Below are 19,462 nucleotides of genomic sequence, written 5' to 3' on the forward strand. Positions count from 1 at the left end.
TTACGACCAACTCCCGGTCCGCACAAGGAGATTGATGGGAAGTGGCTCCTGGCTCCCCCTCGCCGGCCCGGAGGATCTCAGTCGAGACAGAACTCGTTGCCCTCGACGTCCTGCATCACGATGCACGACTCGTTGTCGTCGTCGGCCGGCAGCGTCCGCACATGTACGGCGCCGAGCGCGGTCAGTCGTGCGCACTCGGCCTCCAGTACGGCGAGGCGCTCTTCGCCGACGAGTCCGGTGCCGACCCGTACGTCGAGATGCACTCGGTTCTTGACGACCTTCCCCTCGGGAACGCGCTGGAAGAACAGCCGGGGGCCCACGCCCGAGGGGTCGGCGCAGGCGAACGCGGAACCCTGTCGTTCGGGCGGCAGCGAGCGGTCGAAGTCGTCCCAGGTGGCGAACCCCTTCGGTGGTGGCGGCACGACGTATCCCAGCACCTCGCACCAGAAGCGGGCGACGCGCTCGGGTTCCGCGCAGTCGAAGGTGACCTGGAACTTCCTGATCGATGACATCGGCGCACCATAGCAGGGGCTTACGGTGCCCATCTCCCCTTTTTCCGCCTCCCGTTGGGAGCTTCCGGCTCGTCGCCTCCTGGTCCGTCGAGCAGCCCTTCGGGAGGGCCGGTCACCGCACCTCCTGCGGCGCGGGCAGGTTCGTCGGGGCCGGATCGCTTCCTGTTCCGCGCAGATCGAGCGCGGCGGTCACGAAGGACGCGACCAGTGGCCGGCGGTCCTGTTCGGCCCAGGCGAGCACCAGGCGGCTGGGCGGTGCGTCGGTCACCGGGACGCACACGAGGCCGGGCGGGAGGGGTTCGACCAGTGAGCGGGGGAGTACCCCGATCATCCGGCCCACCGTGACCATCTGGAGAAGCTGGACCACGTCGGCGACCTCGGGGCCGGTGCCCTCGCCGCCGGGTACGCCCTTCCAGCGTGGCAGCGTCTCGCCGTCCAGGTCGGGCAGCCGCACCGAAGCGCGCCCGGCCAGCCGGTGACCGGCCGGGAGGATGGCCACGCGGTCCTCGGTGAGCAGCGTCTCGTGGGCCAGGCCGTCGAGGTCGTCGAACGGTGCGTAGAGCAGGCCGACGTCGGCCCGGCCGTCGCGCAGGAAGTCGGTGCGATCGGCCGGGCCGCTGAAGAGGATGTCCACCTGGCGGGCGTCCGGCTGGTGCGCGTATGCGGCCAGGAGCCCGGAGAGCAGTCCGGCGTCGCCGCCGGGCTTGAGCACGAGCCGCAGCTGCGCCTGGGTGTCACCGGCGCGCTGGGCGTGCCGGATGGCGGCGCTGACCGCGTTGAGCGCGTGCCGGCCGTGCTCCTGCAACGCCTTCCCGGCCGGGGTGAGTTCGACGTGCCGGCTGGAGCGGGTGAAGAGCGGGACACCGAGCCGGGTCTCGATCCGCCGGATGGCCTTCGACAGCGCCGGCTGGGCGATCGAGAGCCGGACGGCGGCCCGGCCGAAGTGCAGCTCGTCGGCGAGCGCGATGAAGTACTCAAGCTCACGGGTCTCCAGTTGGATCATGCCTCCAGGTTATCGCCGAATGGCGAACCGGTCTTGGACGCGAGCGCCGTGAGAAGCCGAGAATTGCCACATGATCAACCACACGATGATTGTCTCGTTCGACCGGCCACTGCCCGACGCCGAGCTGGATCAGTACCTAGCGGATATCGAACGGGTCATGCTGGAATCCGGCTACGTTCAGTCGGTCGCGACCCGGCGCCACCTTCCGGTCCCCGGCGAGGAGGCCATCCCGGCACTGATCGCGACCGCGATCGTCCAGGTGACCGTCGCCGACATGGACGCCCTCGCGAAGGCGTTCACCGCGCCGGGCATGCACGAGGTCATCGACCGCTGGCAGTCCCGGCACCCGTACAAGGTCGCCTGGGCGAACCACGAGGCGCTGGTATGAGCGGCGCCACCGGAAAGGCGGGCCTGGTCACCGGGGCCGGCAGCGGGATCGGCCGCGCGGCGGCGCTCCAGTTCGCCCGGAGCGGCGCCGCGGTGGCCGTGCTCGACATCGACGCGGACGCGGCGGCCGAGACCGTGGAGACCATCAGAAAGGACGGCGGGGAAGCGCTGGCCGTCACCGTGGACATCGCCGACGAACGGTCCATGCGGGCGGCCGTCGAGCGCACGGTCGCCGCGTTCGGCGGTCTCGATTTCGCGGTGAACAACGCCGGTATGGCCTCGCACCACCGCAGGCTCGACCAGATGACCCCGGAGGAGTTCGAGCGCGTCGTCCGCGTCAACCTGACCGGGACGTTCCTCTGTATGAAGTACGAACTGCCCGTGCTGCGCGGCCGTGGGGGCGGCGCGATCGTCAACATCGCCTCCAACGGCGGCCTTTACGCGATCCCGACCGCCCCCGCCTACGTGGCCGCCAAGCATGGCGTCGTCGGCCTCACCAAGGTCACCGCGGTCGACTACGCACCGGACGGCATCCGGGTCAACGCCGTGTGCCCCGGCCCGACCCGCACCCCCGGGTTCGAGGAGGTGGCGGCCGGTACCGACATGATCGCGCGGCAGGCGGCGGTCACACCGCTCGGCCGACTGGCCACGCCGGAGGAGGCCGCCGCGGCGGCGGTCTGGCTCTGCTCGGACGCCGCGTCGTACGTCACCGGGATCGCGATGTCGGTCGACGGCGGACGGCGGGCGTGAAGAGGGCCGTCGAGGCCGAGGGGCACAGGGCTGCGGACGCGTTCCCCCACGGCCCGGATGTCGTGCCTGGCGGCGGGACGGAGACGGCCTCGACGTCACGGCGTCCGAGTCGGCTGGCCCGTCGCGGAGCCGTGCGACGGGCAGTCGGCACACGGCGCGTGCTCGTCAACCCGCGTTCGGTGTGAGGACGGTCCGGTCGAACGGTCCGCCGTGCGCGGTGGCGTACCGCACGGCGTCGTTGACGGCGTCCAGTCCGAACGTACGGATCCGTTCGGAGCCAAGGTCGAGCGCGCCTGCCGCGATGAGCCGGATCATGCCGACGTTCGCCGAGCGCGGGTACATCCACTGGCCGCGCACGGTGACCGAGTTCCGCATGAGCCACGGGTAGGGGAGGGCGAGGTCCTCGCCGCCGAGCATGCCGACGCCGCCCATGAGGACGACTCGGCCCTGTTCGCGCACGGTCATGGCCGCGGTGCGGGTCACCGAGCTGGGCGCGGCGGGCGGGAGGGCGTCGAACACCATGTCGATGGGGCCGTCGGCGGCCGCGGACATCGCGGCCCGGTCGGCGGCTTCGTCCCCGGTCAGTTCGACGGGCCGGACACGTGGGCCGAACCGGTCGGCGAGAAGGTCGAGGACGGCACGGTTGCGGCCCGGCGCGACCACGCGGCCGGCACCCATGGCCAGCGCCAGCGCCACCGCCGTACTGCCGAGATTGCCGGTGGCCCCACTGACGAGGATCGTCTCGCCGGCTTCGAGCCCGCCCGCCAGCAACCCCCCGTAGGGGATGGTGTACACGCCGAGCAAGGACCAGCGGGCAGGATCGTCCCCGGCCTGGGCCGGCAGCGGATGGACGTTCTCCGTGGGCACGCGGACCCGTTCCGCGAACGACCCGTCGTGCAGATACCGGGCGAGCCGCGCACCGCCCTCGCCGCGGGAACTCCAGCCCTGGAGCATGATGTCGGGCGTCAGCGCGTCGTCGCGGGCACGCACGGTGCAGTCGCACCACACGAGGTCGCCGACCCGCAGCCGGGTGGCGTCCGGACCGACGTGCACGACCCGTCCCACCCCTCCCAGACCGGGTATCTGGGGCGGTTCGAGCGGGTAGTTCCGCCGGCCGCTGAAGACATCCTCGGAATACGGCGGGACAAAGGCCGCCAGGACCTCGACCACCACTTCCCCGCCGCGCGCTTCCGGCTCGGGCACCTCCCGCACGCTGAGCGGGGCTCCGAACCGTGTCAGGACCGCTGCTCGCATCCTCTGACCTCCTTGATCGTCTGCCCTGAGGCTAGGAGCGCCACAGGCATGCGCCAAGCGACGATCCCGCATATGTGGTATGCGTAAGCCGCATGGACTTCTCCAGTACGGCCCTCCGGGTTCTGCGCCAGGTCGCCGAGTCGGGCAGTTTCACCGCGGCGGCCGCCCAGCTCGGCTACACCCAGTCGGCGATCTCACGTCAGGCGGCGGCGCTCGAACGGAGCGCGGGCACCGTACTGTTCGAGCGCCGCCCCGACGGCGTGCGGCTCACCCCCGCCGGCCTCACCCTGCTGCGGCACGCCCGCACCATCCTGGACACCGTCGCCGCGGCCGAGCACGAACTCGCCGGCGGCGCCGCGCGGACGGAGCTGGTACGGCTGGGCATGTTCCCGAGCGCCGGGGCCACGATCCTCCCCGAACTGCTCGCGCGGCTCGCGGCGGACTGCCCGCACATCACGGTCACGACCCGCGAGGGCACCACGCCCGCGCTCATGCGCGGCCTGCGCGCGGGCTCGATCGACGTCGCCGTACTCACGTCCCGCCCGCCGCACCGGCCGTCGGACGGCGAGTCCCCCCGGCTGCACATCGAAACGATCGAGGACACCGAACTGCGCGTGGCGGCACCGACCGCCGGCCCGTTCCGCGGCCGTGCCTTTGTGCACCTCGACGAGCTCGTCGACGCCCCCTGGATCGCCACCCCGTCGTCGGACGCCGAACCGCTCCTCGGCGTCTGGCCCGGCCTGCCGGGACGGCCCCGCGTCGTCCACACCACGAGCGACTGGCTGACCAAACTGAGGCTGGTCGCCGCCGGCTTCGGCGTGACGACCGTGCCGTCCCGCATGTCGGGGATCCTGCCCGACGGGGTGAGCCTGCTGCGCGTGGACGGAGCGCCCCCCGAGGTCCGCCGCGTCCTGGTGGCCCGCCTTCCCGGGCGCCCGGCCCCGGCCGTCACGGCCGTCACCCGAGCGATCGTCTCGCCCGACCTGGCCGTCCCTCACGGCAGCGGTGACGCGCCGCGGACCCGCACCCGCGGCCCCGCCACCGTCAACCCTCCTGAATGACCGCCGGTTTGCCCAGCGGCCGGCGGAGTGGGCCGGGGTCGCCTTGTCCGCTCAGCGGTCGGCGGGGCCGAGGACGGCTGTCACCAGCCGGCGCGCGTACGCGCTGTCCAGCCCGTCCGGGCGGAAGAGGATGCGGTACATCAGGGGCGCCACGACGTGGTCGATGACCGCTTCGGTGCCGGGCGTCGGCTCGCCGCGTCCGGCCGCCCTGGCGAGCACGGCGTCGATCTGCTCGGCGGCATAGGCGGAGCACTGCCCGGCGTTGCCGCCGTCCGGGTCGCCGAGCAGGGCGTCGCGGATGTAGGCGCGGCCGGTGGGGGAGGACATCTCGTCGAGGAACTGCTCGGCCCAGCTCGTCAGGTCGCTCAGCAGGGAGCCGTGGTCGCCCGGTGCCGTGTCGGGCCGCAGCCGCTCGACCGCCACGTCCGACAGCAGTTCTTGCAGGTCCCCCCAGCGGCGGTAGATCGTCGACGGGGTGACGCCCGCGCGCTGGGCGACTTGCGGCACCGTGAGCGTCTCCCGGCCGTTCTCCGCGACGAGTTCGCGTACGGCGGCGTGCACTGATGCCTGGACCCGGGCACTGCGGCCACCCGGACGCACCATCTGCCTGCTCATGACCTTCATCTTAAAGCAAATTCATTGCGTCTGGCCGGGTCACTTTTCCCGGCCGGCTCATGCCGCACGCGCGAGCTCGCGGGCGGGCCGGGTCTGCTCGTAGGCATGGCCGACGCGCAGGAGCACGCTCTCCCCGAGCGGGCGTCCCAGGAGCTGCATGCCGATCGGCAGCCCCGCCGTGTCGTGGCCGACCGGCAGGCAGAGGGCGGGCACCCCGGTGATGTTGGCGGGGGACGAGAGGCGCACATAGGCGTCGGACACGCTCTCGACGCTGCCGTCGGCCCAGGTGATCGTCTCCTGTCCGGCCCGCACGGCGGTGGCCGGGACGGCGGGAGCGGCGATCACGTCGACCTCCCGGAGGAGGCGGTCCCATGCGTCCCGCATCAGGGTGCGCGAGCGCTGGGCGCGCAGGTAGTCCCCGGCGGTCATCAGCTCGCCGGCCTCCAGGAGGACGCGGACGTCGGCCTCGTAGAGCTCGGGGACGGTCCGCAGGGTGCGCTCGTGGTAGGCGGTGGCCTCGGGCACCATCAGGCCCCAATGCGTGGCCTGGACGTAGCGGGCCATGGGGATCTCCACGTCGACGAGGTGTGCGCCGAGGGTCCGGAGCCGGTCGACGGCGTGCCGTACGGCGGTTTCCACCTCCGGGTCGACGTGGTCGAAGTAGTAGCTGCTCGGTACGCCGATCCGCAGACCGGAAAGGTCCGTTCCGGTGGTCGGGCGGTAGTCGGCGGCCGGTGCGGCGAGCGAGGCGGGGTCGCGCGGGTCGTACCCGGCCAGCGCGGTCAGCACCAGGGCCGCGTCCTCGACCGTGCGGGTGATCGGGCCGACGTGGTCCAGCGACCAGGACAGGGAGGTCACACCGTGGCGGGGGACGAGACCGTAGGTCGGCTTGAGGCCGACCACCCCGTTGAGCGCGGCGGGCACCCGGATCGAGCCGCCGGTGTCGGTGCCGAGGGCGAAGGTCGCGGAGCCCGCCGCGACGGCGACGGCGGATCCGCCGCTCGACCCGCCGGCGACGCGGCCCGGATCCCAGGCGTTGTGGGTCTGCGGGGTGGTGAGGCCGTAGGCGAACTCATGGGTGTGCGTCTTGCCGAGGAGGACCGCACCGGCCGCCGCCAGCCGCGTGGCGACCGTGCTGTCGCTGTGCGCGCGGTGGTCGGCGCGGACCCGGGAACCGGCCGACGTGGCCGTGCCGGCGACGTCGATCAGATCCTTCAGGCCCATCGGGATGCCGTGCAGCGGACCGCGGTAGCGGCCGGCCGCGATGTCGCGCTCGGCGTCCCGCGCGGCGCTGCGGGCCCGCTCGGCGTCGACGGCCGCGTACGCCCGCAGGTGCGGTTCCGTCCGGTCGATCCGCTCCAGGACGGAGTCCACCAGTTCCACGGGCGACAGGCGGCGGGCGCGGATCGCGTCGGCGGCCTCGGTCAGGGACATCTCATACGGCCGCATCGGGGTTCTCCTGTTCGGCGCGGTAGGCGAGGGCGGGCGGGGTGTCGCCGAACTCCAGCTCGCGCAGGACGGCGACGACCGAGTGGATGTGACGGGCGACGGCGGCGACCGCGGCATGGCGGTCGGCCGGCAGGGGAAGCCCGGCACGCGCGGCCCAGCGGGCGGCTTCCGCGGGGGCGAGATCGCCAGGGGACATGGGTCTCTTCTCTCGTCAGAACGGGGCAGGACAGGGCGGAAGGAGCCCAGCCCGCCTTAAAAGCTAACTCTTTGCGTTAGGTGACTGTAGGGCCTACGATGCGCTTAACGCAAACAAATAGCTTTTACTGGTTGGAAGGAAAGACCATGAACGCTTCCCCCTCGGCCGGCGCTCCCAGCTGGAGCGTGGGCGGCATCCGCGTGCACCGCATCGACGAGACCGTCCTGCCGCCCGCCACCGGGGCATGGCTGCTGCCGGACGCCACGCCGGCCCTCGTCACCGCTCAGGACTGGCTGCACCCCGACTTCGCCGACGCCGAGGGCGTCCTGCGTCTCGACAGCCACAGCTTCGCCTTCGTTCTCGGCGGGCTGCGCGTCGTGGTGGACACCGGCATCGGCAACGGCAAGGAGCGGGCCAACCCCGCCTGGCACAACCTGCGTACGGGCTACCTCCAGCGCCTCACCGACGCCGGTTTCCCGCCGGACGAGGTGGACCTGGTGATCCTCACGCATCTGCACGCCGACCACGTCGGCTGGAACACCCGCGAGGTGAACGGGGAATGGGTGCCCACCTTCCCCAACGCCCGTTACCTCGTGTCGCGTACCGAGCGGGAGTTCTGGGCCGGACAGGACATGGAGGAGGCCCGCAGGCAGATGTTCCGGGACTCGGTCGTCCCGGTGGAGGAAGCAGGGCTGCTCGACCTGGTCGACATCCCGGTGGAGGGCGCCGGGATCGCTTCCGGCCTGCGCCTGCTGCCCACCCCCGGACACACCCCGGGCCATGTCGCCGTCGAACTGTCCGACGGCGGCCACAGGGCCGTGATCACCGGCGACTGCATCCACCACCCCCTCCAGTTCGCCCACCCCGCCGTCGGCGCCTGCGTCGACATCGACCCCGAAGGCTCGGAACGCTCCCGCCGCGCGCTGCTCGGCTCGCTGGCCGGCACCGACACCCTCCTCCTGGGCACGCACTTCCCCCCGCCCACGGCCGGCCGCGTCGTCCCCCACGAGGGCGCCTACCGCCTCACGCCCGTCCCCGCCGACCGGCACTGACTCCCGGGCGACGCGGTGTCCGCGCCGCTCCGCACCCCCACGGGGACGGCGTCTCTCAGTGGCACACGAACGACTTGCTCGCCGCAGTGGTGCTCAGGGCGCACGTCTGGCCCCTGACCGCGCCGGACGCGTCGTGGAAGGTGAGGTTCCAGGTGCCTCCGCCGTCCGCCAGCACCGCGTACCCGAAGACGCCCCGACCCCCTGGGGTCTGCTCCTGAGTGATCGACTGGTGGACGGCCTGCGGCGGTGTGCCGATCTCCTTGCCCACGACCTTGGCGTCGTCCGGGCCGTTGTCCAGCGGCCCGCCCGAGGATCCCACGGTCAGCTGAGGCGGACGCCCGGTGTTGAAATCGAGCATCTGGTAGAGGTGGATGTGGCCCGAGAGCACCAGGCGTACGTTGTCCGCCAGCCGGTGCAGACCGGTCGCGTCGACGGCCGCGTCGAGCACGTGCGTCGCCCATTCCACGTTCTGGGGCAGGGTGCCGGCCGCCTTCACCATCCACACCGGCTTGTGAGTGAACACGAAGTAGTCGTTGGCCGGGTGTTGCCGCGCGGCCTGGTTCACGGCGTCGAACCGCCGGGTGAAGACCCCGGCCTGCGCGGTACTTCCCGTGTCGCCGGGATCGGCGAAGGAGGAGTCCACCGAGACGAGGTTCAGGGTGCCGGCCCTGATCGACGCGGTGGGACTGTACGTGATGCACCTCCCGTCGGAGCGGAGGACGTCGGCGAGGTAGCGGAACCACGCGCCTCCCGCACCGCCTTGCTGCGCCGCGTTGCAGTCCTCGTGGTTGCCGCGGGTCAGGGCGACGGGCGCGGTGGCCAGCAAGGGCTCCGCGGGCCTGAAGAAGTCGGCGACCACGCAGTCCCAGCCGGCCCGTTCGGCGGTCGTGGTGCAGCCCGGGTTGGCCGCCTTGTCGTTCTCCCTCGCCGGGTCCTCCCGGTAGAGGTAGTCACCGACGTGCACCACGAGGTCCGGCCGTGTGACGGCCGCGGCATTGGCCGCGATCCGGGGGAAGGGCCAGCCGGTCTGGTGGTCCGCGCAGTTCTGCACCGGGCCGGCCACCGGGACCTCGCAGCCGGTGTCCCCGATGACGGCGACCTTGCGCGGACGGGTGGTCGACGTCCAGTCGGGCAGCGGGAGTTGGCGGTTGGCGGGGTGTACGACGGCCGCCTGGACGGACGACTGTTCCAGCACCGCGTTCGAGGCCGCGAGGGGAACGGCCAGTTCGCACACGGTCGTCGGGAACTGGGATCCCATCGGTGTGCTCACCCGGGTCATGGGATACGGGTTCCTGGTCGTGCCCAGGGTGTAGCGCACGGCAGGACACGTCTGGCTGGTGTCGGTGGACACATAGCGGATCCGCGTGCCCGCGGCGGTCAGCTGCGTCCAGGCCCACGCCTCACCGCCGGCCGTCCCGGGCGGGGGCGGCGACGTGGCGGGCGGCCGCGGGCCCGCACCGCCCGCCGGGGCGGACGCGGGCGCGGCGGCCGCGGCCACTCCTGTGGCCAGGACACCCACCGCGGTGAGAACGACGATCCGACGAAGCGTGGGCACAGTTCCTCCGGCCGTGTGTCCAGGTCACCCACGGTCCCGGGGCCGGGGCCGCACCTGGAATGCTCATCGATGCCGCCGCACCGCGCAGCGCTGGTGAGGCGAACGGCTGACGGCCTCGCTGTCCCGGCGTACGCCGCCCCCTCCGGGCGCTCCCGCCCTGTGCCGCTCCCCCTGCTCGGTCACCCGGCCGGGCCGAACCGACGCCAGGGAGCGCCGGTACGGCCCACCGGGCGGCGACGACGCCGACGCGTGCCGGTCGCGGCTCGGGATGTCGCCGCCGGTGGGCGCGCCCGGAAGCGGGTCAGGCGGTCACGGCGGAAAGCCAGTCGGTCAGGATCCGGTTGACCTCGGCGGGGCGTTCCTGCTGGATCCAGTGGCCGCAACCGTCCAGGACGTGCGAGGAGACCAGGCCCGGCAGCGTGACCGGGTACGCCTCGATGGCGTCGGCGAGCCAGGTCGTGGAGGCGTCCAGGCCGCCGCCGATGAACACCGAAGGCTGGGTGACCGGGGCGCCGTCGAAGGGGGCGAGGTCCTCCCAGTCACGGTCCATGTTCCGGTAGCGGTTGAGCGCTCCGGTCATGCCCGTCCGCTCGAACTCCCCGGCGTAGGCGTCGAGATCGTCCTCACCGAGCCAGGCGGGCCGGCGCCCGGCGGGGAACCGTTCGCGCAGGGTCCCGCCCCTGCCGACGAAGTGCGGGTCGGGGGCGTCGGGACCGGGCATGGTGTCGGCGGACAGAGCGGCGTAGAAGCCGGCGAGCCAGCCGCGCACATCGGGTTCGATCTCCGCCTCCGCGCGGCCCGGCTCCTGGAAGTAGGAGACGTAGAACTCCTCCTCCCCGCCCATCCCGGCGAAGACGTCGCCGGGCCGGGGGCCGCCGCGCGGGGTGTAGGGAACGCTGAGGAGTCCCACCGCGCGGAACACCTCCGGCCGAAGCAGGGCGGAGTTCGCGGCGATGGTGGCGCCCCAGTCGTGACCGACGATCACCGCCGACTCCTCGCCCAGCGCGTGCACCACCGCGACGTTGTCCTCCACCAGATCGACCATCCGGTACGCGTCCGTCGTGGCGGGCCTGGAGGAGCGGCCGTAGCCGCGCACATCGACGGCGACCGCCCGGTACCCCGCCGCCGCGAGGGCCGGCAGCTGGTGGCGCCAGGAGTACCAGGACTCCGGGAAGCCGTGCACGAGCAGCACCAGGGGCCCGGTTCCCTGTTCCACGAGATGGATCCGGCCGCCCGGCGAGGCCACCGACCGGTGTGTGATCTCCGAGACGTGCTGCGACATGTGCCCTCCCGCGTTGCCAGTCCTGCGTCCGGCCGTGACGGTCCCGCCTCGCGGTCCGCCCGGCCCGATGCCGATCATGGGGAGGTCCCGCCCGTAAGACGAGCGCGTTTGCCGGTTCGGCAAATCGGCCCTGGCGGCGCCCCGGGTCGCTCACGGCGACGGCGCGGTGCCCGGCTCGCACGGCCACGGCCACGAAGGCGGCGTTCTTCGCCACCCGAGGCGGTACGCGGCGTCCACGAACCGGTGGCAAGCACTTACCCGGCGCGGAAAACACAAGCAGCCCCGCTTGCGCATCCGAGGACACATTTCCGGCGCCTTGGTCAACATTTACTTTTCCGGAACGAATCTGCATAGTGGCGCCTCGCGATATCCGCGGGCTGAACACGGAGGGCCTTTTCTTGCCGCAGATCAACGAGGGCGCCGCGCACGAGGTGAAACACGAGCAGGCCCAAGTGGCCGTCGTAGGCGAGCTGTTCGATACGCGCCTGGCGGAGGCACGGGCGGAACTGAAGCAGGTGCTCGCGTCGTCACCCGACGGGGCGGGTGAAACCTATGAACGGGAGGTGACCGCCGGCCGGCTGACGCGCGAGGTGCGCCGGCTGGAAGGGGCCGAGGACGGGCTCGTCTTCGGTCGCATCGACCTCGCGGACAAGACGGTGCTGCGCATCGGACGGATCGGTCTGCACCGGGAGGCGGACGAGCTGCCCCTGCTGGTGGACTGGCGGGCCGAGGCCGCACGGCCCTTCTACGAGGCCACCCCGGTCCACCCGATGGGGCTGCGCCGGCGCCGCCATCTGCGCCTGGCGGGCCGCACGGTGACCGGATTGAGCGACGAACTCCTCGACGGCTCCGAACCCACCGGACGGGACGTGATCGGCGACAGCCCGCTGACGGCCGCGCTCCAGGAGAAGCGCACGGGCCGCATGGGCACCGCGGTCGCCACACTCCAGGTCGAACAGGACGCGATCGTCCGCTCACCGCACCGCGGCGTCACCGTGGTGCAGGGCGGCCCCGGCACCGGGAAGACGGTGGTGGCGCTGCACCGCGCCGCCTATGTGCTGTACGCGTTCCCCAGGGCATCGGAGCGCGGCGTGCTCGTCCTCGGGCCGAACACACGATTCCTCGACTACATCAGCCAGGTCCTGCCCTCGCTTGGCGAGAACGACGTCGTCCTGGCGACGTGCGAGGAACTGGCCGGCATCGCACCGGACACCGCGGCCCCCTTCGAGACGGCGCGCCTGAAGGGGAGCGCCGCACTGGCCGACGACCTGGCCGCCGTCGTCCGCTCGCGCCAGGCCCCCGGTGGCGAGTTCGACATCCGGATCGGCCGGGAACGGATCCGGCTGCGGGACGACGTGGTCGCACCGGCACGCGCCACGGCGCAGACCAGCGGCCTCGCGCACAACCGGGCGCGGCAGCTGTTCAAGGAACTGCTGATCGACGCCCTCGTCCGCGAACTCGCCCGCAGCGGCGCCGAGGAACTGGAACGGATCGACGCCCAGGTCGCGCAGCTGACCGGCCTCGACCTGGACCGGGTCGCCGCGGCCGACCTGCGCCGCCTCGGCATCGACGCCGCGCCCGCCTCCGGTGCCGACGAGTTCGACGCCGACACCGTGCGCGCCGGACTCCTGGACGACGCCTTCCTCGACGAGGCCATCGAGGAGCTGTGGCCGCACCTGACGCCCGGCGACGTGGTCCACACCCTGCTGACCGACCCCGCTGCGCCGGCCCCCCACCTGCGCCGGCTCCCCGCCTCCCAGCAGGCCCTGCTGCGGCGAACCCCCGACGGGCCCTGGACGGACGCCGACGTGCCGCTCCTCGACGAGGCGGCCAGCCTGGTCGACGGTCCGCCCGAGCACACCTTCGGCCACGTCGTCGTCGACGAGGCACAGGAACTGACCGCCATGCAGTGGCGGATGATCGTACGACGCTGCCCGGGCCGCTCGATGACCCTGGTCGGGGACTTCGCCCAGGCGGGACCGGCGACGGTGGCCAGGGACTGGAAGGAGGCGCTCGGCCCGGACCTCGGACGACGCTTCGACCTGCGGACCCTGACCGTCAGCTACCGCACCACACAGGAAATCCTCGCCACCACGGAGGACTTGCTCGCCCGCATCGACCCGGACCGCCCGCCGATCCGGTCGATCCGGCACGGCGAGCCGCCCCGGACCCTCACCACCACCCCGGCGTCGCTGCTCGCCGCCCTCGACCGGGAACTGCGGGAACAAAGCCGCGCACACCCGGGGGAGTTGATCGGGGTGATCTGCGCCGACGACCGGACCGAACAGCTCGCGGCCGCCGGCATCGAACAGCACGCCCGGCTGGTACCGGCCTCCCAGGCTCGCGGCCTGGAGTTCGACGCCGCCGTCGTCATCGACCCGGACCAGATCACCACCGCACGCCCCGGAGGCGAGCGCGACCTGTACGTCGCCCTCACCCGCGCGACCAAACGACTGTGCACCATCGCCGTCACCGGTGCCGAGGCCCACGGGACAGCGGCGGGGTGACCGGGCCGAGCAGGTGACCGACCCCGTTTCGAGGCCGCGGCGGCTTCGCCCGGATGCTCAGGCTGTTCTCAGCCGGCCGTCGTGAGCGGGGAGCGGACGCCGAACCACTGCTCGGCGCCGTACGCCTCGAACCGCTCCACCTCGGTGAACCCGAGCTTCGCCGCGAGGCGCATCGAGCCGGCGTTGGCGGTCTGGGTGGTGAGCACCACCGGCTCGCCGGGGAGCACGTCGGCGAACCAGGCGAGCACGGCCGTGCACGCCTCGGCCGCATACCCCTGCCCCCACGCCTCGGGCAGGAACATGTAGCCGAGCTCGGTCTTGCCGACATCCACGCGAACGTGACCGGGACTGTGCGCGTCTCGCCGGTCGAGCGTGACCATTCCGATCATCGCCCCGTCCAGCTCGACCACAAAGAAGCCGGGGCGCCGCCCGGGCACCTCGGACACCGCGCGCTCCAGTTCCTCACGCGGCCTGGGGCCACCGATGTAGGTGCCCACCTCCGGCGAGGAGAACAGCGCGATGAACACCGCACGGTCCCGGGCCTCCGACTCGCGCAGTACGAGGCGTGCGGTGCGTATCGGCGCAGGTGGCCAGGCGAAAGGCGCTGGTTCGGTCATGGCGGGCAACCTATCGCACGCCCGACCACGACCGACGATCGAGAACGACGGTCACCCAACCGCGGTTCACCGGGCGTCAGTCGGTGTCGGTCGCGGCCAGCACGGCCAAGCCACGGTGATCGGGTGCGAGGGCGGCCAGACCGATGTCCCAGGCCACGTGCTCGAACCAGTCGGTGCCCGCGCTGAACCCGTACCAGACGCAACACCGGGCGCGTTCCGCCACCTCTTCGGCGGTGAGACCGTCCGGGCTCTGGGCCAACGCCGTCAGCGACCGCCAGGCGGCGAGACGCCCGTAGGCGCCGTACAAACCGGAGCTGTACGCCCCGCCGGTCGACGCCGCGGCGAAGAGCACGCGCCATGCCTCGGCGACCGGACGGGCCGTGACCGACACGGCGGTCTTCCTTCCCGCTCCGCGCAGACACTCGAGTCCCAGCGCAAGCAGTGCCGTCGGCACCGACGCGGGCTCCAGCGGCTCGGACATGGCGAACACCCTCGCCTCGACACGCCCGTTGGACTCCTCGGCCCAGTTCGCCACGGCCTGGCTCATCTCCGCGGCGGCCGCCCGTGTCGTCGCCTCCTTCACCGATGGGACACGCCCACCGCCGGGCACCGCCGGTCCGCGGCCCGCCGAGGAGTCGTACGGCATCGAGTGGCTGCGGCCACGGACGCCGTAGCTGGGCAGGTCCGCGCCGCGCTCGATGTCGCACAGTGTCAGCGGCAGTTGGTGCAGCGGATGATGACTCCAGTGTCGCGACAGCGCCCAGCCCGCGATCCCCGGTGTCTCCTCGACGACCACACCGCGGAGCACCAGTTCATGGACCAGGCAGGCCCGCAGCTCTTCCGAAGCCGTCCCCGTGAACGCCACCGCCAGGTCCTCGGTCTCGTGGCCGGAGGCCAGCAGCGAGGCCGTGTAACGGTCCAGCTTCCGGTCGGCGGCCCGCGGGCAGGCGACCATCCGCAGCGCCTGGGCGACATTCCCGGAACCGCGGGTGGTGGCCAGCAGCCGCAGCAGATGGTCGAAGACGCTTCTGTACTGCCACATGTGCCGCGCGGCGGCGCAAGCGATGCCCAGGTCCGCGGCGAAGGCCGGATCGCCCCGCCCGACCCGCTCCTCGGCCACCGCCCAGACCCCGCTGACGTCGTCCAGTTCAGCCAGCCCCGCCACGATCGCCCGTATCTCATCAGCCACGGCCACGACCCTACGCAGCGCACGGCTCCGGGCCACCTCATATATGCCCCGCCCGGCGGGCACGCCTGCCGTTCAGGGGCGTCGGCTCGATCGGTTTCCCGACCCTTTGCTAAGCTGTGCACGACCTGAACTGTGTGAGTGAGGAGTCGCAGACGTGGTGGGTGACGACGACATCTCCGGGTGAGATCCGGACCTGACGGCCACCGGCCGGTGCTCAGGAGCGCCGCCGAGGTGGTCCGCTTCGTCGTACCCATTTCCCCACGTCTGCCCAGGGCAGAGCGCACAGCCCTGCCCTCGCATCTTCGAGGTCTCCTTCATGTCCGACGCCGCCGTCGTCTGCTCGCATCTCTCCTTCGCCTGGCCGGACGACACCCCGGTCTTCCACGACCTGTCCTTCACCGTGACCAGCGGAGGCACGGGCCTGGTCGCGCCCAACGGCTCCGGCAAGAGCACCCTGCTCAAGCTCATCGCCGGTGAACTCAAAGCCACCGCAGGCTCGTTGTCGGTCAGCGGGACGCTGGGCTACCTCCCGCAGACCCTGCCCCTGACCGGTGACCTCACCGTCGCCGAGGTGCTCGGCGTCGCCGAGATCATCCGCGCCCTGGACGCCGTCGAGTCCGGGGACGTCAGCGAGGAGCACTTCACCACCATCGGCGACGACTGGGACATCGAGGAACGAACCCGCGCCCAGCTCGACCGCCTGGGCCTCGCCGACCTCACCCTCGACCGCGGCCTGGACACGCTCAGCGGCGGTCAGGTCGTCTCGCTCGGCCTCGCCGCCCAGTTGCTCAGGCGCCCCGACGTGCTGCTGCTCGACGAGCCCACCAACAACCTCGACCTGACGGCCCGCCACAAGCTCTACGACGTGCTGGAGGACTTCACCGGCTGCCTGCTGCTGGTCAGCCACGACCGCGCGCTGCTCGACCGCATGGACCGCATCGCCGAACTCGCAGCCGACGAACTGCGCCTGTACGGCGGCAACTTCAGCGCATACGAGGACGCCGTGCGCATCGAGCAGGAGGCCGCGGAGAAGAACGTGCGCAACGCGGAGCAGGAACTCAAGCGTGAGAAACGGGAGATGCAGCAGGCCCGCGAACGCGCCGAGCGCCGAGCGAGCAACGCCGCCCGCAACCTCAAGAACGCCGGACTGCCCCGCATCTTCGCCGGCACCATGAAGCGCGGCGCACAGGAGTCCGCGGGCCGGGCGGGCCAGATGCACGCCTCCCGGGTCAGCGAGGCCAAGGCGCGCCTCGACGAGGCCGGGCGCGCCCTGCGCGACGAGCAGCGCCTCACCCTGGAACTGCCCGACACCAAGGTGCCCGCCGGACGCAACCTCTTCCTCGGCGAGGGAATGCAGGTGCACCACGCGGGCCGGGCGGTGTTCGCCGACGCAGGCGTCGACCTGGGCGTACGCGGCCCCGAGCGGATCGCGCTGACCGGTCCCAACGGCGCCGGCAAGACCACCCTGCTGCGGCTGGTCACCGGCGAACTCGCCCCCGACAGCGGGGAGATCAAGCGCGGCGACGGCCGGATCGCCTACCTCTCGCAGCGCCTGGACCTGCTGGACCTGGACCGCACCGTGGCGGAGAACTTCGCCGCCTTCGCTCCCGAGCGGCCCGAGGCGGAGCGGATGAACCTGCTCGCCCGCTTCCTCTTCCGGGGCGCCAGGGCACACCTGCCGGTCGGGGTCCTCTCCGGTGGTGAGCGGCTGCGGGCCACCCTCGCCTGCGTGCTGTGCGCCGAACCGGCTCCCCACCTGCTCCTGCTCGACGAGCCGACCAACAACCTCGACCTGGTCAGCGTGGCCCAGTTGGAGAGCGCCCTCAACTCCTACCAGGGCGCCTTCATGGTGGTCAGCCACGACGAGCGGTTCCTCGCCGAGATCGGGGTGAACCGCCGGCTGCGGCTGGCCGACGGAACGCTGACGGAGACGGGATCCCCCGCGGTGTGAACCGCCGGTGTGTCACACGGCCCGCCCACGAGGCCCTGCGCCCGGCGGACCGACCACCGACCACACTGGACGGACACCCATGCCCCAGACCGCTCTGCTCGCCCACGACATCGTCCGCACCCGCGGCGGCCGCCGCGTCCTCGACGGCGTCGGCCTCACCGCCTCTCCCGGTCGGCGCATCGGCCTGATCGGGGAGAACGGCGTCGGCAAGTCCACCCTGCTGCGGGTCCTCGCCGGCGTGGACGAACCCGACGCCGGAAGCGTCACCCGCCCCGCCGACCTCGGTTTCCTGCACCAGGAGATGCCCTTCGACGCCGACTCGACCCTTTCCACCGTGCTCGACGAGGCACTGCGCGAGGCCCGTACGGACCTCGCGGAACTCGAACGGCTCGGCGAGGAACTGGCCCGCCTCCCCGAGGGCGACCCCGGCCACCGGGAACTCCTCGACGCCTACGGCCGATGCCTGGAGCGGGCCCAGGACCGCGAGTCCTGGGACGCCGACCGCCGCGCGGCCCTCGTACTGGACGGACTTGGCCTCGGCGCGCTCGGCCACGACCGCACCCTCGGCTCACTGTCCGGCGGACAGCGCGGCCGGCTCGCCCTTGCGGCGCTGCTCGTCAGACGGCCGTCGGCACTGCTGCTCGACGAGCCGACCAACCACCTCGACGACGGCGCCGCCGCCTTCCTCGAGGAACAGCTCCGCACCCTGCCCGGCTGCGTCGTGCTCGCCGGCCACGACCGGGCGTTCCTCGACGCCGTCTGCACCGACCTGGTCGACCTCGACCCGGCGGTGGACGGCCCGGTCCGCTATGGCGGCAACTACAGCGCCTACCTGGCCGAGAAACGTGCCGAGCGGGCCCGCTGGGAGCAGCGGTACGCCCAGGAGCAGCAGGAACTGGACGAACTGCGGCACGCGGCGGGCGTGACCGCGCACCGGGTCGCACCGGACCGGGGGCCGCGCGACCACGAGAAGATGGGCTACGGCCACCGGGCGGGCCGGGTGCAGAGCCAGATCTCCCGCCGGGTGCGCAACGCCGGCCGGCGGCTGGAGGAACGTGAGCGCACCCGGGTCGCCGAGCCGCCGCGTCCGCTGCGGTTCGCCGCCGGGGAACTCGCCGCCCCCGCGGAGGAGTGCCCCGGGCCGCTGGTCTGCCTGCGGGACGCCCGGGTGCCCGGCCGGCTCGCGCTGGACGCCCTGGAGGTGTCGGACACCGACCGGCTGCTGGTCACCGGTGGCAACGGAGCGGGCAAGTCGACGCTGCTCGCCGTGCTCGCCGGGCACCTGCCGGCTGAGGGCGAGGTACGCAGGCGACACCGGCTGACGGTGGGACTCCTCACCCAGGACACCGTGTTCGAGCGGCCCGAGCGCACGGTCCGCGACACCTACGAGCTGTCCCTGGGCACGGCGCGGGCCGAGCAGGTACCGCTCGGCTCGCTCGGTCTGCTGCACGACGCGGACCTGGACCGGCCCGTCGGCCGGCTGTCCGTCGGGCAGCGCCGGCGGCTCGCGCTGGCCCTCCTGGTGGCCCGCCCGCCCCAGTTGCTGCTGCTCGACGAACCGACCAACCACCTGTCCCCGCTGCTGTGCGACGAACTGGAGGAGGCCCTGGGCACCGGCCCCGGCGCGATCGTCGTCGCCAGCCACGACCGCTGGCTGCGGCGACGGTGGCGGGGCCGGGAACTCCGGCTGGAACCGGCACCCGGACGGCGGTCACCCGCGGGCACGGCGAAGTGAACGACCCGGAACCGGCCGCGCCGTCCGGATGGGCACCCACCCCTACCCCGGGCCCGGACCTGCCGATTCCGAGGCCGAGATCGCACCGGTCAGCGCGAGATCATCTGAGCCGGGGTCAGCCGTCGACGGGACAACCTCTAGACTCGGCGCCCGTACTGGTCATGATCACTACCGGAAGGGGCCACATGTTTCAGGACGCTCCGATCTACCACCAGCTTGTCGCGGAGCGTGGCGATGTTCCCGCACGAGTACGTGACGCGGCGACGAGCATACTGCGTGAACTCGACCACGTCATCGGCGCGATGGCGGTGCCCGCGCTCTCCACGAACCCCCTGCCGATGCGACAA

At 72.4% G+C, this 19,462-nt stretch carries 17 protein-coding genes; 7 read left to right on the top strand and 10 right to left on the bottom strand.

What is annotated here, in order from left to right; all coding sequences use genetic code 11:
* Positions 1 to 77 precede the first annotated feature (77 nt).
* Both ACSP97_RS34885 and ACSP97_RS34890 read right to left on the bottom strand, forming a co-directional pair.
* The gene (locus ACSP97_RS34885; protein ID WP_355151027.1) at positions 78 to 512 is read right to left on the bottom strand and encodes a VOC family protein; all 435 of its coding nucleotides are present in this window, start codon (positions 510 to 512) and stop codon (positions 78 to 80) included.
* A 112-nt stretch (positions 513 to 624) separates the two neighbouring features.
* Positions 625 to 1,515: a LysR family transcriptional regulator gene (locus ACSP97_RS34890; RefSeq protein ID WP_440555862.1), complete on the bottom strand. Its 891-nt coding sequence runs from the start codon at positions 1,513 to 1,515 to the stop codon at positions 625 to 627.
* A gap of 70 nt (positions 1,516 to 1,585) precedes the next feature.
* Between ACSP97_RS34890 and ACSP97_RS34895 the strand changes: the two genes are divergently transcribed.
* Together ACSP97_RS34895 and ACSP97_RS34900 are read left to right on the top strand one after the other, a co-directional pair.
* Positions 1,586 to 1,903, top strand: coding sequence for a hypothetical protein (locus tag ACSP97_RS34895; protein ID WP_358271756.1), 318 nt, complete (start codon positions 1,586 to 1,588; stop codon positions 1,901 to 1,903).
* Positions 1,900 to 2,652, top strand: a complete 753-nt coding sequence (locus ACSP97_RS34900) for an SDR family NAD(P)-dependent oxidoreductase (RefSeq protein ID WP_440555863.1) — start codon at positions 1,900 to 1,902, stop codon at positions 2,650 to 2,652. The genes ACSP97_RS34895 and ACSP97_RS34900 overlap by 4 nt, the downstream gene beginning before the upstream one ends.
* A gap of 165 nt (positions 2,653 to 2,817) precedes the next feature.
* Here the strand turns inward: ACSP97_RS34900 and ACSP97_RS34905 are convergent, their stop codons facing one another.
* A complete protein-coding gene (locus ACSP97_RS34905; protein WP_440555864.1) occupies positions 2,818 to 3,906 on the bottom strand; it encodes an alcohol dehydrogenase catalytic domain-containing protein in 1,089 nt (362 codons plus the stop codon).
* A 92-nt stretch (positions 3,907 to 3,998) separates the two neighbouring features.
* Between ACSP97_RS34905 and ACSP97_RS34910 the strand changes: the two genes are divergently transcribed.
* The gene (locus tag ACSP97_RS34910; RefSeq protein WP_355524389.1) at positions 3,999 to 4,967 is read left to right on the top strand and encodes a LysR family transcriptional regulator; all 969 of its coding nucleotides are present in this window, start codon (positions 3,999 to 4,001) and stop codon (positions 4,965 to 4,967) included.
* 51 nt (positions 4,968 to 5,018) lie between these two features.
* On the opposite strand, the gene ACSP97_RS34915 is transcribed toward ACSP97_RS34910, so the two are convergent.
* The 3 genes from ACSP97_RS34915 to ACSP97_RS34925 are packed head-to-tail and all read right to left on the bottom strand — an operon-like array spanning position 5,019 to position 7,227.
* Entirely contained in the window at positions 5,019 to 5,582 is a 564-nt protein-coding gene (locus ACSP97_RS34915) for a TetR/AcrR family transcriptional regulator (protein WP_355151015.1), read from the bottom strand.
* 57 nt (positions 5,583 to 5,639) lie between these two features.
* Positions 5,640 to 7,031 (bottom strand): amidase, encoded by a 1,392-nt coding sequence (locus ACSP97_RS34920; protein ID WP_355151013.1) that lies wholly within the window; start codon positions 7,029 to 7,031, stop codon positions 5,640 to 5,642.
* Complete coding sequence (locus ACSP97_RS34925; protein WP_355151011.1) at positions 7,018 to 7,227, bottom strand: hypothetical protein; 210 nt, start codon at positions 7,225 to 7,227, stop codon at positions 7,018 to 7,020. Before ACSP97_RS34925 ends, ACSP97_RS34920 begins: the two co-directional genes overlap by 14 nt.
* A gap of 146 nt (positions 7,228 to 7,373) precedes the next feature.
* Between ACSP97_RS34925 and ACSP97_RS34930 the strand changes: the two genes are divergently transcribed.
* Positions 7,374 to 8,279 (top strand): MBL fold metallo-hydrolase, encoded by a 906-nt coding sequence (locus tag ACSP97_RS34930; RefSeq protein ID WP_440555865.1) that lies wholly within the window; start codon positions 7,374 to 7,376, stop codon positions 8,277 to 8,279.
* 55 nt (positions 8,280 to 8,334) lie between these two features.
* Here ACSP97_RS34930 and ACSP97_RS34935 read toward each other — a convergent pair whose 3' ends face one another.
* On the bottom strand, positions 8,335 to 9,834 hold the full coding sequence (locus tag ACSP97_RS34935; protein WP_440555866.1) for a metallophosphoesterase family protein: 1,500 nt from the start codon (positions 9,832 to 9,834) through the stop codon (positions 8,335 to 8,337).
* A gap of 301 nt (positions 9,835 to 10,135) precedes the next feature.
* Positions 10,136 to 11,116: an alpha/beta fold hydrolase gene (locus tag ACSP97_RS34940; RefSeq protein WP_440555867.1), complete on the bottom strand. Its 981-nt coding sequence runs from the start codon at positions 11,114 to 11,116 to the stop codon at positions 10,136 to 10,138.
* Between the two features lie 398 nt (positions 11,117 to 11,514).
* Here ACSP97_RS34940 and ACSP97_RS34945 point away from each other — a divergent pair, with 398 nt between their 5' ends.
* Positions 11,515 to 13,623 carry a HelD family protein gene (locus ACSP97_RS34945; RefSeq protein WP_440555868.1) on the top strand — a complete coding sequence of 703 codons (2,109 nt, stop codon included), beginning with the start codon at positions 11,515 to 11,517 and terminating at the stop codon, positions 13,621 to 13,623.
* Between the two features lie 68 nt (positions 13,624 to 13,691).
* Here ACSP97_RS34945 and ACSP97_RS34950 read toward each other — a convergent pair whose 3' ends face one another.
* Positions 13,692 to 14,240, bottom strand: coding sequence for a GNAT family N-acetyltransferase (locus tag ACSP97_RS34950; protein WP_358676215.1), 549 nt, complete (start codon positions 14,238 to 14,240; stop codon positions 13,692 to 13,694).
* Between the two features lie 76 nt (positions 14,241 to 14,316).
* Positions 14,317 to 15,429, bottom strand: coding sequence for a DUF6183 family protein (locus ACSP97_RS34955; protein ID WP_440555869.1), 1,113 nt, complete (start codon positions 15,427 to 15,429; stop codon positions 14,317 to 14,319).
* Positions 15,430 to 15,745: 316 nt separating this feature from the next.
* Between ACSP97_RS34955 and abc-f the strand changes: the two genes are divergently transcribed.
* A complete protein-coding gene (gene abc-f, locus ACSP97_RS34960; RefSeq protein WP_440555870.1) occupies positions 15,746 to 17,380 on the top strand; it encodes a ribosomal protection-like ABC-F family protein in 1,635 nt (544 codons plus the stop codon).
* A 79-nt stretch (positions 17,381 to 17,459) separates the two neighbouring features.
* Positions 17,460 to 19,115 (top strand): ABC-F family ATP-binding cassette domain-containing protein, encoded by a 1,656-nt coding sequence (locus ACSP97_RS34965; protein ID WP_440555871.1) that lies wholly within the window; start codon positions 17,460 to 17,462, stop codon positions 19,113 to 19,115.
* Positions 19,116 to 19,462 lie beyond the last annotated feature (347 nt).

The sequence above is a fragment of the Streptomyces sp. SCPE 10 genome (genome assembly GCF_051980735.1).
Taxonomy (GTDB): domain Bacteria; phylum Actinomycetota; class Actinomycetes; order Streptomycetales; family Streptomycetaceae; genus Streptomyces; species Streptomyces misionensis.

Bases quoted from the DNA above. Each gene is read 5' to 3' on its own strand.
- ACSP97_RS34940 (WP_440555867.1), bottom strand. From the start codon at position 11,116: ATGTCGCAGCACGTCTCGGAGATCACACACCGGTCGGTGGCCTCGCCG.
- ACSP97_RS34950 (WP_358676215.1), bottom strand. From the start codon at position 14,240: ATGACCGAACCAGCGCCTTTCGCCTGGCCACCTGCGCCGATACGCACC.
- ACSP97_RS34965 (WP_440555871.1), top strand. From the start codon at position 17,460: ATGCCCCAGACCGCTCTGCTCGCCCACGACATCGTCCGCACCCGCGGC.
- ACSP97_RS34920 (WP_355151013.1), bottom strand. From the start codon at position 7,031: ATGCGGCCGTATGAGATGTCCCTGACCGAGGCCGCCGACGCGATCCGC.
- ACSP97_RS34925 (WP_355151011.1), bottom strand. From the start codon at position 7,227: ATGTCCCCTGGCGATCTCGCCCCCGCGGAAGCCGCCCGCTGGGCCGCG.
- abc-f (WP_440555870.1), top strand. From the start codon at position 15,746: ATGTCCGACGCCGCCGTCGTCTGCTCGCATCTCTCCTTCGCCTGGCCG.
- ACSP97_RS34895 (WP_358271756.1), top strand. From the start codon at position 1,586: ATGATCAACCACACGATGATTGTCTCGTTCGACCGGCCACTGCCCGAC.
- ACSP97_RS34900 (WP_440555863.1), top strand. From the start codon at position 1,900: ATGAGCGGCGCCACCGGAAAGGCGGGCCTGGTCACCGGGGCCGGCAGC.
- ACSP97_RS34910 (WP_355524389.1), top strand. From the start codon at position 3,999: ATGGACTTCTCCAGTACGGCCCTCCGGGTTCTGCGCCAGGTCGCCGAG.
- ACSP97_RS34885 (WP_355151027.1), bottom strand. From the start codon at position 512: ATGTCATCGATCAGGAAGTTCCAGGTCACCTTCGACTGCGCGGAACCC.
- ACSP97_RS34890 (WP_440555862.1), bottom strand. From the start codon at position 1,515: ATGATCCAACTGGAGACCCGTGAGCTTGAGTACTTCATCGCGCTCGCC.
- ACSP97_RS34930 (WP_440555865.1), top strand. From the start codon at position 7,374: ATGAACGCTTCCCCCTCGGCCGGCGCTCCCAGCTGGAGCGTGGGCGGC.
- ACSP97_RS34905 (WP_440555864.1), bottom strand. From the start codon at position 3,906: ATGCGAGCAGCGGTCCTGACACGGTTCGGAGCCCCGCTCAGCGTGCGG.
- ACSP97_RS34915 (WP_355151015.1), bottom strand. From the start codon at position 5,582: ATGAGCAGGCAGATGGTGCGTCCGGGTGGCCGCAGTGCCCGGGTCCAG.